Here is a 12,492-nt window from a genome sequence, read left to right as displayed (position 1 = left end):
GCATCAAGACGCGGGACTGACCTTAGATGGGTGCCTGCAAGATCACTGCAGGCTCATCATGTGCTGAGGCAGCCAAGTCGCGATGCCAGGCACGACATACAACAAGAGTACCGCTAGGATCATGAGGATGAACATGGGCATGGACGCGCGCGCTACATAGGGTAATTCGCGGCCCGTCATGCCCGACAGCACGAACAGGTTGAATCCCACGGGCGGGGTGATTTGCGCCATCTCCACGACGAACACGACGAAGATCCCGAACCAGATCAGATCGATGCCCGCGGCTTGCACGGTGGGCAGCAGCACGCCCATCGTCAGTACCACGATCGAGATACCGTCCAAGAAGCATCCCAGCACAACAAAGAACACCATCAGCGCGATGATCAGCCCAAACTGCGACAGCCCAAGCCCACCGATCCACTCGGCCAATGCGCGCGGCAGGCCGATGTATCCCATGGACAGCGTCAGGAACTGCGCGCCGGCCAGGATCAAGGCAATCATGCAGTACAGCCTTGTGGCGCCCAGGAGCGCCTGCATGAAGCTTTTTCGGTTCAGCGACCCTTGCGAGGCCGACAGGATCAGTGCCCCAACCACGCCAATAGCGGCAGCTTCCGTCGCGGTAGCGATACCCGTATAGATCGATCCCAACACGGCGGCGATAAGGATCAACACAGGTATCAAATGACGCGAGTGATAGAGCTTCTCACGCAACGACATTTTCTCGTCGGAGGAGGGGACTTCGTCCGGATGTCGGATCGCCCAACACGCGATATAGCCCATGAATAGCACGGCCAGCAAGATGCCGGGCAAGATTCCGGCAATAAACAGGCGTGCAATCGACACGTCGGCCGCGACACCGTAGACGATCATGATGATCGAGGGTGGAATCAAGAGACCAAGTGTGCCCGCGCCCGACAACGTGCCGAGTACCTTGCTTTCCGGGTAGCCGCGTTTTTTCAGTTCCGGGATGGTCATCTTGCCCACCGTCGCGCAGGTAGCGGCCGACGAGCCAGACACTGCGGCGAAGATCGCGCAGCCAATGACGTTGGTGTGCAGGAGGCGTCCGGGCAAACGGTTTAGCCAAGGGGCCAAGCCCTTGAACAGATCCTCCGACAGCCGCGTGCGGAAAAGGATCTCTCCCATCCACAGAAACAGCGGCAACGCCGTCAGCGTCCAGCTCGACGCCGCACCCCAGATGGTGACCGCCATGGCATCGCCAGCGGGGCGACTGGAGAAAATTTCCATCCCGATCCACGCCGTGCCGGCGAGGGTCAAACCAACCCAGACCCCGCAACCCAGCAGCGCAAAAATCGAGACGACCAATAGTGTGATGACGAGGACTTCATTCATGGGTTTGCTGAGACGTAGGAGCAGGCAGGCCGCGCAGGCGGCGGAACAGTTCATCGACCAGCGAAACCAGGAACAACACGGTACCGATGGCCATGCTGAGCTGTGGAATCCACAGTGGCGTGGCATCGTTGGACGTCGAAACGTCGTTGTACATATGCGAATCCAGCGTCAATTTGATGCTGAAAAACGCAAAAGCCGCGGCCAACAGCGTGCCCATGCACAGCGCGAAAATATCAAGACGGCGGCTGCTGCGTTCCGCGAGGGAATTCAACAACAGGGTCACCCGGATATGTTCGCCGTGCTTGAACGTGCTGGCCAGCGCCAAAAAGCCCGCAGCCGCCATGAAATAACCCGCGTAGGCATCGACGCCCGCCACGTGCCAATCGATCTGACGGCCAATAATGGAAATAAGTACTGAAGCCAGTACCCCTATCATGCACAAGCCGGCCAGAAGGCCGGCTGCGCCGTACAAAGAATCAAGAAAACGGCGCATTGGGATTACATCTTGCGATAGGAATCGATGATGGCTTTGCCATCGTCTCCGGCACGCTTGACCCATTCGTCGATCATGACCTGACCAACCTTGCTCAGGCCTTCTTGAAGTTCAGCAGTCGGCTTGACGATGGCCATTCCGTTCTTCGTGAGCTCCTGCTTGTACCACTCGCCTTTTTCCTGGGACAGCTTCCAGCCGCGTTCCTCGGCCTGAGCGCCCGCCTTTTTCAGGGCTTCCTGCGTGGCCGGATCCAAGGCGTCAAAGGCGCGCTTGTTCACAATCACGGCGTTCTTGGGCAGCCATGCTTGATTGTCATACCACTTCTTGATGTACTCGTACGTCTTGGTGTCGTAGCCGGTGGAGGCCGAAGACATATACGAATCGATCACGCCAGTAGCCATCGCCTGCGACAATTCGGCCGCTTGCACCGTGACCGGTTGCGCGCCCACCAGTTCGGCGATCTTCGCCGTCACCGGGCTGTAAGCGCGCCACTTCAGGCCTTTCAGATCATCCACGGTCTTGAGGTCGCGGTTGGCAAAAATGCCTTGGGCGGGCCATGCCACGGAGTACAGCAGCGTCATGCCTTGCGAGGCGAGTTTCTTTTCCAGATACGCTTTTTGCGCTTGGTAGAGCTTGAAAGAAGCGTCGTAACCCGTAGCCAGGAAGGGCAGGCCGTCCAAAGCGTAGATCGGGTCTTCATTGGCGAAGTTGGTCAGCAGGATCTCGCCGATCTGGGCTTGGTTGCCCTGCACGGCACGCTTGATTTCCGGGGCCTTGTAGAGCGAGGCATTGTTGTGGACGACGATCTTGAGCTTGCCGTTGGACAGCGTATCGACGTCCTTGGCAAACTGGTTCAGGTTTTCCACGTGGAAATTGCTGGAGGGGTATGCCGTGGGCAGATCCCATTTGGTCTGTGCCGTAGCGCTGGCGCTAAAGGCCAGCGCGAAGCTGGCGGCCAGCAGGGAGAGGGTCTTTTTCATGAGAACGATCCTTCTTGGCTTAGAGTAGCGATGCGGCCGGTACGAAACACGGAAACATCATGAAAATTCGAGGCTTTTGCCTTGTGCGATGCAATTCTACGGGTCTGGACCGCCTACAAGTCCCTGGAATGCGCCACATAGGGGTAATTCCTAAGTAGCGAGAGTGTGCGAATTCAGACGCTCCTGATGCTGACATCTGCGTCCCTGAGCGCCCGCGAGCTGCGAGATCTGGTATGTTGGCTGGACCTTCTTGTTTCTAAACTTTATTGTCATGACGTCAGGTCCCCAAATCACTAAGCGCCAGCCTCAATTCCGTCTTTTGACCCGCGAGGACATAACCCCTATGCGCCGGTTGCGCGAGGTCATGCTGACCAACTCACCCGAGTGCTTCCATGCCAGCGTGGCAGATGAGGCGGCGCTGTCGGATGCTCAATGGGCATCTCGTATCGGGCCGGACGAGGACGCGTTCATTGTGGGCGCGTTTCTCGATAGCGAGCTCAAGGGAACCGTCGGCGCATTCCGCAACCACGCGCGTAAAACCGCGCATAAGGTGACGTTCTGGGGCGTCTACATGGATCCGGACTTGCGCGGCAGCGGCGCGGCCGAAACTATGCTGACCATGGCGATCGAGCAGACGCGCAAGCTTGATGGCATCCAGCGCATTACGCTGACATTGACGGGTTCGAATACTCGCGCATTGCGCTTATATGAGCGGCTGGGCTTTCAGGTGTATGGTGAGGAACCGGATGCGTTGCTGATTGACGGCACTTTGTATGCCGAGAAATTGATGAGCTTGGATCTCGGGGTGGCGCTGGACGGATGATGCGTTTTGCGTTGAGTTGATCGGCTCAATCTCAGGCGGGCACGATCATTTAGGTTTGAATAATCGTTTGTGCGCAAGATGTTTGGGCGCGTTGTGAGGGGTTACTCGGTATGTCAGGACAGTGCCCGATTCTCGAGCAGGTGCTGCGAACCGTGGAACGGCGCTATCGCATACCGGCGCGCCCCTCTTTAATTGCAGCGGCGCACCCGGCCATACAGGAGCAGGTTTCAGCTAATGGCGCGGTCCCCGCGACGCCGGCCAATCGAATCGCTATTGCAATCGAGCACGCGCGCGCAGCCATCGAAGCCCAGGCGAGCCCGTCCGAAGACTTAAGCGTCGAATTCTGCGGGGCATTAGCGCTTCTCATCGAAAGGGCGGCGCACCCTGTTCATGGTGATCCGGCCTTTCAAGCGTTGCTCTTGCAACGGCAATCCGCGGCGGTAAATGAGTATGTCTTGCTTTCAGCTGGGCAGAACGACGACCGGCGCGCGGTTACCGCGAACATCAACGCCATCGCGCATCCGCAGAAGGTGCTACGGATGCCCGTTGGGCCGGTCCGTGAAGTCGCCGAGCGGATGTATCAGCAGTATGCCGCAGAAGCTTGGGACAAGCTCGCTGACGAAGCGCAGGCGATAGTGCAACCGGAACCGATCCGCGGTGATCTTGTTTTTACGGCGTCCTTGAAACGGCTGCTGAGTACAGGCGCACTTTCACGGTTGCAGCGTCTGTCGGTCCTCCAAAATCATACCGACGTAATGAAGTATCGGGCATTGCGAGCGCGTCAGGGTCCGCTTGCGGGCAGTGCGTACGCGCGAGAGCAAGGGGCTCAAGCGCGTCAACGAGGCGATGCCGTAGAGCTGCGCGCTGCACATGCTCTGAAGTATCTGGCGGCGCGTCTCGAAGCATTGTGCGATCACCATAACGTCTATCGCGTTGTCACCTCGCTACGTTCCCCTGCGATATTGCCGATGGCGACAGATCATGCCAAGGGCGAGTGGGACGTCGTGCTACTTAGGCGTTCGGCGTCCGCGAGTGAGGCTTCGCCTTATGACCTTTGCCTGTTGATCGAAGCGAAAGCCTCGGCGGACGCAGCCACGGGGGACTTGCCGCGTTTGATACGTGGGTTACAGGCTTTGGCTAGTGCGGGCCGGGACGTCCACTATGCGTGCATGACAAACGAAGGCGAAGTCAGTATCCATGGTGCATCGCTCGCCGGATGGCCTACGTGTCAGGCCGAGGCGTCGTGCGGCGTGCTTTATTGCTCTGATTCCCAGATCGAGCCCCTTGTTGGATTGTTAAGCCCTGGTAGCCGTATGCAGCTTCTTTCGTGTGAGGACAGCCTTACCTTTGCGGCCCGCTTGCAAGATGGAGAGAAGCCATGTGCCGACGCCTTGCAGCCAGTCTGGCAGCAGGTATTGTATGCGCCTCGTTGGCAGCCGGTCATGCAGCAATATCAATCTATGTACAGAGCGCGGGAGATGATGGTGCATGTTGATGACCTGCTGGCGGCCGCGCGCCGGTGGGGGGACGCGCGGGTGCAAGGCACTAGTTAGTAGCGTTATGCAGTCGCCTGAGGCTCGACAGCCTTTTGCTTCGCCCGATGGTGTGCGATGCCAGCCAGGAAGCCGATGCCTACACTCAATGGGCCGCGAGATTGGTAAACATCTTCTGTGTGGTAAGCAAGGCTTACTGCCAGCGGGGCAACCCAGCCTGTCAGGGCGGAGTGCAATGATTCGCTGGAGGGAAGCTTCTTGAAGCCGCTATCCCATAATTCAGCGACGAGGTAGCCTGCCCCTTGACCCACGATGCCCGCCGCTAGTGTGCAGCCCACTTCCGTAGCGGTGACCGCGCCGCCTACCATCGACAATTCATTTGTTGAAACTTCACGCATTTAGTTCTCCAGCTTTATTACGATTAATTCGGCAACCAGCGCGCTTGTCTACGCTTGATCGCTATTTGTGATGGGCCAGCGGGCGTAGCTCTGTAATAGGGCGGACAAAGTGCCACATGTCAAGCGGATGTAGTGCTCATTTCCCCCTCCACCCGCCTGAGCCAAATTCATGCAGCCATAATCGATCGCCGTCGTCAGGACCCACCCTCTCTGGGCGGAATCAATGGCGCTACCTAAACTCAGATCGGTGCTCGCGCTTCCCAAAACTCCTCGAATCACAGCGGCCACCGAATTTACAAACGCACCATTCACCACGTTCCCACCGCCAATGTCGGTCAGATCGTGCAAAGTCAGTTCACGCATCATATCTCCGTGCTTTAAAGCATTTATCGATTGAATGCATCCAAGGATGCGGAAACGCCGCCATCACCAGACACGATGGCGAGCGGATCCAAGCCTAATCTCCGTCGTGAACAGCACGGATAAAAGTTAGTCTTCTCCCCAAAAATAAGACTTCAGTCAGGCACCGATACGCAGATCGCGTGTTGTCGGAGGCTGCGACGTCGAGCGTCCTCACATGTGCATGGGTCCTGTTTTCCGCGAGGACATGGAATCTTCCGCGGCGGGTTTGCGGACTGTGGCCCAATACTTCGCTCGATGACTGATCTACACCGTTGTACCAAGTGAGGATAGGATGATGACCAAGTTTATTGGGTGTGCGCAGGGTGACCAGACGGCTACCGAGCACATGCGGCACCGTAGGAATCCGTCGTGGGTTTCATGCGTATTACTGGCGTCCCTGGCCGTTCCTAGCGTATCGCATGCGTTGGGCGAATCGCAGCGGCAGCCACAAAAACCAGGGTTGAATGCGATGTCTCCCAAGTCGGAGCGATCCAGCTCACCGCCCGTTCCTTGGTCAACGGTTGAGGAATTGCCGACCGCTGTCAAAACTATCTTGAAACCCCTCATGCCCGAGCTCCAAGACGCAGTGGGCGTATGTGATGGAACGGTGCGATGGCTCGTGCGGCAAACAGATGAGATGGAAACCGCAGCGAAGGCCTTCGCGCAACAACAAACATCAGATATTGCGGAGGTGCTCCTTGCGACCAGTCTGGTGTCCGAGTTGGCCGACGCCCTGAAAACCGGGGTCGCCTTGACTGCTCTGGCAGATCAATCCGAGGAGGAAGTGAAGGCCTTTGCGGGACGAGAGAGTGAAGACCTTTTAAAGGTCATAGCCCCGGTAGGGCCAGAGTTGGCAGACGCCGCACGCGTGGCAGGAGAAGCCGCCAAGCTTATAGACCGTACGTCAGTCGCACTCGAAGACGCCGCCAAGCCACTCGCTGCCAGCGAAGCATCATATGTCGTAGCCGTGATTAGCGAAACGTCGCTTGGGGACGAGATCAAGGATGCCCTAACGACGTTGAAGACAACTGGACAAGAGATTGTTCATTTAACCGATTACGCCGAATCTGCCGCTCGGGCTACGGTAGAGGCAAGCACTGAGAAGCAAACAGCCAGCGCGCCTGGGCAGCATCAAGATTCAAACGCGTCGCCGGCAGTGTCCGCCAAGCAGTCAAATGGTCAAGGCGAGCCAGAAGAGGGGGCGGAGGATGCGGAGCAATCGTCTCAGAAAGAAATGAATCCCAATGCCAAGGCTGCCCCAAATAAGGAAACCCACCCGTTAACGCAGGAACCGCCGGTCGAAGAAACTCCGCCGGATAACCCCGAAGAAGCATCTCAAGAATCAAATCCTGAATCCGCTGCCGAATCCCCGTCCGCCGTGATGCCGGAGACGGAGACCACGCCGGTCCATGCTCCGCCGTCAATCGCCACCATGCCGATACATTCGCCCAGGGCCGGCGCATTTGCGAGCAATCTGTTGGCGGCCAACACCATGTTCCAGTTGTCGCTGCAAGAGCGACTGGCCAACTATCAACCTGGCGATATGAGCGCTGGGAACACGCATGGCAATGCATGGATCCGCTATAGCGGTTCCCACAGTCGCTTTAACGACGCTTCCGGTCAACTGCACCACAAAGGCGACAAAAATGCCGTCATGCTTGGCGTCGATCTTTTCAACGAAGCGGGTCGGCGTGGCGATCAAATCGTCTTGGGCATTATGGGCGGGTATGGTCACTATCACGGCAAAACCACTTCTAACCGGAACAAGCCTTCTAGTTCAGGCACGGTGAACGGCTATAGCTTCGGTGCTTATGGGACCTACTATGAAAACGGCCGTCGTCAAGATCGCGGCGCCTACATCGATAGCTGGTTACTCTGGAACGTTTTCGACAACCGGATCAAGACAGATCAACTCGCGGCCGACAAGTACAAAGCCAAAGGGCTGACCGCTGGGCTGGAAGTCGGCTATGACGCGATGCTCGCGGAGCGCGGCAATGTTAAGTACAAGTTGCAGCCACACGCACAACTGATCTATCAGAATGTTCGCGCACGGGGCTTTGACAGCGGGGACGCAAGACGCGTGTCTGTAAGCAATAGCCCGAGATTGCAAACAGTGCTTGGAGTCCGGGCCGCGGCCAACTTTGCAGGCACATCAAACTCGACCTTCACGCCTCATGTTGAACTCAACTGGTTGCACACCAACAAGGCCTACAAGGCTCACGATGATGGTGTCACCACGACACTCTCGCACGCGCGCGATGTGGCGCAAGTCAAGCTGGGTGTCGAGGGCGAAATCGACAAAAATCTTTTGCTGAACCTGGCACTGTTTCACAATCAGGGCCGGGCGGGATATAAGGAGAACGGGGGTAACCTGACCGCGACGTTCCGTTATTAAGGTGGCGTGTCGAGTGCGGCAGGGCGCCTGTAGCCGCACTCGACATATACGCGATACACCGTCTTTTAACGGCAGCGGTGCTTCACTTCTTGTAGCTACTACGGTTTTCTGAAGCCTGCTGCAATTGCGCTGCGTCCCTGAATCAATCGCGCTTGGCGATTGTTGCCGCCTGCTCCCGCTGCTCCAGCGCGTCGGTGAATCCCGCCAGTGTGCCGTACAAGAACGCTACGGGGAGCCGTGATTCATAGGTGTCGCTATCGAAGAATACGTCGGCGATGCCTGGGACAATCCAGCCTTTGGTCCATGATGGCTTGAGCCCTTCGAGCGTGCAGGAGCCGCCAGTCACACTGGAAGTTACTGTATAGGCAAGCGCTCGGGATAAGGTGCCAGCAATCATGGCGGCGCCGGTGGTGGAATCCAGGCCGCCGGAAACAGCTGGCATGGTTGACAGAGCGAGTTCGCGCATTTGTGTCTCCTTATGCAAAACGTTAGTTGGCAGTGCCCAGCTCGGCCAACGGGTTCACACCGAAATGAAAGAAGCTTTGAACGGTGCCGCTGAGTATGGCGCAAGCCCACCGGTTGTAGTTGGAGTTGATCGGGCCTAGCGGGCCGTCTATCGCTGGGTCAGGGAATGCCTTGGCGCAGACAACATCGACGATGGCCGTCGGGATCCAGGATCGTTTGATCGCCGTGAAAAGCGCCTCGGTGTTTGTTCGGTCGGTCCAGGAGGACCATACACCTACCGTCGCGGCGGTGGCCAGCACCTGCACGGCAAGGGCGTCGTCTCGACCACCGCCAACGGAGTCCAAACCATATAAAGAAAGTTCGCGCATCATTGCTCCATTTATCTAAGTCGACAAGCCAGGATGTCGTAGCCGAAGACGGTGTTGTCTTCTCGAGTTGCGCCATCTGCGCGGGGCTCGAACGGCTGGCGACGAGGGTAGCCGAAGAGGAAAATCGGACGAAAGGCGGGGTGCGTTTTCGCCTTAGAATCAGACAAACGGTAGACACCGATTGTTGAATGGTCCCGCCCGAGCTTACTGTGCCTCTTCGACGGTCCGTTGTGGTCGGTGGTGCAGGCTGGGCATCCCTTCGTGGGAAAGGAACTCCACCGCGCATATGAGCGCAGCGAAACCCGCTCCCAGCATAGGGTGTTGCGCTAGATGGATACCCTCTGACAGCGCACCGAGCGCGCGAGTCACAAAATTGCCAGTAATGCCTGTTTGCCGGCTCACGCTGCCAACCAATGGCGGTTGTGCGTCCGTATCCAAATCCGTGGTCGCCATCGTCGCCATGACCGGAATGCCGCCAGCAATATGGCCAATTTGGTACTTAGTTAGGTCGTGCATCCTTATCCCCCGATCGAAATCAGTCCATTGACATGTCGGACACCGCGGTGGCCAGTCGTGCAGGCTCCGTTTTGCGAATTGCTCACATACGATGCGGGCCGAAACGGGCTACCTAGCCCGTGTTCGTACAGCATAGGGCCGCCGATTGCTGTGGATGAGATACGAGCGATCAGTCGATGAAAATCGGACGCGGCGTCGGGGCTACGGTTTGGTAGTGTCAGCGCCGTCGTATCTACGCCATGACAGGAACAAGCGCCCTGCGCGAGCCATGACGCATAGAGGATTTAGCTCTTGACCCGCACGATCTTCTGGATGTGCGGCACGTGGCGAATCGCGCGAATGACCTGTGCCAGATGCTTGCGGCTATCTACCTGGATCGTCAAATGCAGCGAGACCGTTGAAATGGCATCGTCGTGCATGGTGATCTGTACGATGTTTGCATCCGCGGCGGTGACTTCGGCGGCAATACGGCCCAATACACCGCGTTCATTGCGCGTGATGACATCCAGTCGCGTCGACAGGTGCTTCGCCGTTTGTGCATCCCAGGCGACGTTGACCCAACGCTCGGGCTCGCGCGCACGCAGGCGCGTCGCGGTCGGACAGTCGGCGGTGTGTACCACCAGCCCTTGACCGAGGCGCATGCCGGCGACGATGGGGTCTCCGGGCAACGGACCGCAGCAGGACGCAAGCTGAACGGCTTCGCCTTCGTTGCCCTGGATAAGAATCGGGGCGCTGCGGGCCGACGTGATTTCGTCGACGGCGGCGGCCGTCGTTGCCACCAGCTGATGCTCTGGCGCGAAACGCCGTGCGACCACGGCCGCCAGGCGCTTGCCCAAACCGATATCGGCGAGAATTTCGTCACGCGAACTCGCGCCTGTACTACGCGCGAGTTTCTGCCACATGGGATCATCCGAGGCGGGTAGAGTGAGGTGTAATTCCTGCAGGGCTTGCGCGAGCAGCCGCTCGCCGAACGCGACCGATTCCTCGTAGCGGACCGTACGCAGATAATGTCGGATTTCCGACCGTGCGCGGCCAGTACGCACGTAATTCAGCCATTGTGCATTCGGGCGCGAGGCGGGCGAGGTGATGATTTCGACCACGTCACCGCTACTGAGCTCGGTGCGCAGCGGCACGAACTCGCTATTGACCTTGGAGGCGACCGCCTGATTGCCAATGTCCGTGTGTATCGCATAGGCGAAATCCACCGGCGTGGCACCACGGGGCAGGGAAATGATCTTGCCGCGCGGCGTGAAAACGTACACCGCATCGGGAAACAGATCGACCTTGACGTGTTCCAGGAATTCGCCGGAATCGCCGGTCTGGCTCTGAATATCCAATAGCGATTGCAGCCACTGGTGCGTACGCTTCTGCAAATCGTTCAGGGTGACGTCGGTGCCCTTGTACAACCAATGCGACGCGACGCCTTCTTCGGCGATGTGATGCATGTCGCGCGTGCGCAGCTGAAACTCCACGGGCGTGCCATAGGGGCCGACCAGCGTCGTGTGCAACGACTGATAGCCGTTGACCTTGGGAATCGCGATGTAGTCCTTGAATTTGCCAGGGACCGGGCGATAAAGCTGATGCAGGGTACCGAGGGCCAGATAACACTCCGGCAGCGTATGCACAATCACCCGAAATCCGTAGATGTCCAGCACCTCGGAAAAGGATTTCTTCTGTTCGACCATCTTGGTATAGATGCCGAACAGTGTTTTTTCGCGGCCAGAGACTTCGGCTTCGATACCGGCAGCCGGTAGGGCGGCGCGCACGGCATCGCTGATCTTGCCGATGACTTCACGACGATTGCCGCGAGCGGCGAGCACCGCCTTGTACAAGACCTGGTAGCGATTGGGATACATCGCCGCAAAGCACAGATCTTGCAGCTCGCGAAAGAGAACATTCAGGCCCAGGCGGTGCGCGATCGGGGCGTAGATCTCCAGGGTTTCACGCGCGACGCGACGACGCTTCTCGGAGCTGACCGCATCCAGCGTGCGCATGTTGTGCAGGCGATCGGCGAGCTTGATCAAGATGACGCGCACATCGCGCGCCATCGCCAGCAGCATTTTGCGGAAACTCTCGGCTTGTTGTTCGGCCTTGGTGGCGAAATCCAGGCGATCCAGCTTCGACAAACCGTCGACCAGTTCGGCTACCTGGGTGCCAAATTTCTCGGCCAGTTCGTGCTTGGCGACGCCTTGGTCTTCGATAACGTCGTGAAGCAGGGCGGCCGACAGGGCATTCGCGTCAAGCTTCCAGCCGGCGCAGATTTCCGTGACCGCGATAGGGTGCGAGATATAAGGCGCGCCGCTAGCCCGGAATTGGCCCAGGTGCGCTTGATCGGCGAAGCGGTAGGCTTCCCGGACGCGTTCGACGTCTTTTTGATCGAGATAGCCACCGATGATTTCTGTCAGCGGCGCCAGCGATGCAACGGGAGAGGCGGGGGTATCCGCCAGACTGACATCGCTGGTGGTCTTGGACAGCTGGACTGGCGCGTTTTTCTTGTCCCGGCGTCCCAGGCGCGAGCCTGCCCGCAACGCTGCCAGCAGGCCGGACGACGCGTACTTCAGCCGGGGAAAAGCCATGTTGCTGCCCCCTGATCCGGATCAGGTCGGAACTTTACGGAGCATTTCCAGGCCGGTATGGCCGGCGGCGATTTCGCGCAGCGCGGTGACCGTGGGCTTGTCTTTGCTGTCAACGCGCGGGGCATGGCCCTGGGCCAGTTCACGGGCGCGGTAGGTTGCCGTCAGCGTCAGCTTGAAGCGATTGGGGATTTGATTCAGACAGTCTTCGACAGTAATGCGAGCCATGAATTACA

13 protein-coding genes are annotated in these 12,492 nt (G+C 58.3%); 3 read left to right on the top strand and 10 right to left on the bottom strand.

Features of this window, described 5'->3' with window-relative positions:
* Positions 1 to 42: 42 nt before the first annotated feature.
* Genes GOQ28_RS16780 through GOQ28_RS16770 form a run of 3 tightly spaced genes read right to left on the bottom strand, consistent with a single transcriptional unit; the run spans position 43 to position 2,823 of the window.
* Complete coding sequence (locus GOQ28_RS16780; RefSeq protein ID WP_160357266.1) at positions 43 to 1,350, bottom strand: TRAP transporter large permease; 1,308 nt, start codon at positions 1,348 to 1,350, stop codon at positions 43 to 45.
* Positions 1,343 to 1,843, bottom strand: a complete 501-nt coding sequence (locus GOQ28_RS16775) for a TRAP transporter small permease (protein WP_160349486.1) — start codon at positions 1,841 to 1,843, stop codon at positions 1,343 to 1,345. Before GOQ28_RS16775 ends, GOQ28_RS16780 begins: the two co-directional genes overlap by 8 nt.
* Positions 1,844 to 1,848: 5 nt before the next feature.
* Positions 1,849 to 2,823: a TRAP transporter substrate-binding protein gene (locus GOQ28_RS16770; protein ID WP_160357265.1), complete on the bottom strand. Its 975-nt coding sequence runs from the start codon at positions 2,821 to 2,823 to the stop codon at positions 1,849 to 1,851.
* Between the two features lie 271 nt (positions 2,824 to 3,094).
* Between GOQ28_RS16770 and GOQ28_RS16765 the strand changes: the two genes are divergently transcribed.
* Together GOQ28_RS16765 and GOQ28_RS16760 are read left to right on the top strand one after the other, a co-directional pair.
* On the top strand, positions 3,095 to 3,646 hold the full coding sequence (locus tag GOQ28_RS16765) for a GNAT family N-acetyltransferase (protein WP_272898859.1): 552 nt from the start codon (positions 3,095 to 3,097) through the stop codon (positions 3,644 to 3,646).
* Positions 3,647 to 3,756: 110 nt separating this feature from the next.
* Positions 3,757 to 5,199, top strand: coding sequence for a 3-deoxy-D-arabino-heptulosonate 7-phosphate synthase (locus GOQ28_RS16760; RefSeq protein WP_160357263.1), 1,443 nt, complete (start codon positions 3,757 to 3,759; stop codon positions 5,197 to 5,199).
* Between the two features lie 5 nt (positions 5,200 to 5,204).
* Here GOQ28_RS16760 and GOQ28_RS16755 read toward each other — a convergent pair whose 3' ends face one another.
* Positions 5,205 to 5,537 (bottom strand): hypothetical protein, encoded by a 333-nt coding sequence (locus GOQ28_RS16755; protein WP_160357262.1) that lies wholly within the window; start codon positions 5,535 to 5,537, stop codon positions 5,205 to 5,207.
* A gap of 48 nt (positions 5,538 to 5,585) precedes the next feature.
* Positions 5,586 to 5,903 (bottom strand): hypothetical protein, encoded by a 318-nt coding sequence (locus GOQ28_RS16750; RefSeq protein WP_160357261.1) that lies wholly within the window; start codon positions 5,901 to 5,903, stop codon positions 5,586 to 5,588.
* Between the two features lie 601 nt (positions 5,904 to 6,504).
* On the opposite strand from GOQ28_RS16750, the gene GOQ28_RS16745 reads away from it, so the two are divergent.
* The gene (locus tag GOQ28_RS16745) at positions 6,505 to 8,334 is read left to right on the top strand and encodes an autotransporter outer membrane beta-barrel domain-containing protein (RefSeq protein ID WP_160357260.1); all 1,830 of its coding nucleotides are present in this window, start codon (positions 6,505 to 6,507) and stop codon (positions 8,332 to 8,334) included.
* A 142-nt stretch (positions 8,335 to 8,476) separates the two neighbouring features.
* Here the strand turns inward: GOQ28_RS16745 and GOQ28_RS16740 are convergent, their stop codons facing one another.
* From GOQ28_RS16740 to rpoZ, 5 genes are all read right to left on the bottom strand, one after another.
* Complete coding sequence (locus tag GOQ28_RS16740; protein WP_160357259.1) at positions 8,477 to 8,800, bottom strand: hypothetical protein; 324 nt, start codon at positions 8,798 to 8,800, stop codon at positions 8,477 to 8,479.
* A gap of 22 nt (positions 8,801 to 8,822) precedes the next feature.
* Positions 8,823 to 9,170 carry a hypothetical protein gene (locus GOQ28_RS16735; RefSeq protein WP_160357258.1) on the bottom strand — a complete coding sequence of 116 codons (348 nt, stop codon included), beginning with the start codon at positions 9,168 to 9,170 and terminating at the stop codon, positions 8,823 to 8,825.
* Between the two features lie 201 nt (positions 9,171 to 9,371).
* Positions 9,372 to 9,683, bottom strand: a complete 312-nt coding sequence (locus GOQ28_RS16730) for a hypothetical protein (RefSeq protein ID WP_160357257.1) — start codon at positions 9,681 to 9,683, stop codon at positions 9,372 to 9,374.
* A gap of 284 nt (positions 9,684 to 9,967) precedes the next feature.
* The gene (locus GOQ28_RS16725; protein WP_160349476.1) at positions 9,968 to 12,259 is read right to left on the bottom strand and encodes a RelA/SpoT family protein; all 2,292 of its coding nucleotides are present in this window, start codon (positions 12,257 to 12,259) and stop codon (positions 9,968 to 9,970) included.
* Positions 12,260 to 12,280: 21 nt separating this feature from the next.
* The gene (rpoZ, locus tag GOQ28_RS16720) at positions 12,281 to 12,484 is read right to left on the bottom strand and encodes a DNA-directed RNA polymerase subunit omega (RefSeq protein WP_160349475.1); all 204 of its coding nucleotides are present in this window, start codon (positions 12,482 to 12,484) and stop codon (positions 12,281 to 12,283) included.
* Between the last annotated feature and the right edge of the window lie 8 nt (positions 12,485 to 12,492).

The organism is Bordetella sp. 02P26C-1 (assembly GCF_009763255.1).
Lineage (GTDB): Bacteria > Pseudomonadota > Gammaproteobacteria > Burkholderiales > Burkholderiaceae_B > Bordetella_A.
Note: the sequence above shows the minus strand (reverse complement) of the source record. Positions and strands in the feature narration are given on the sequence as shown.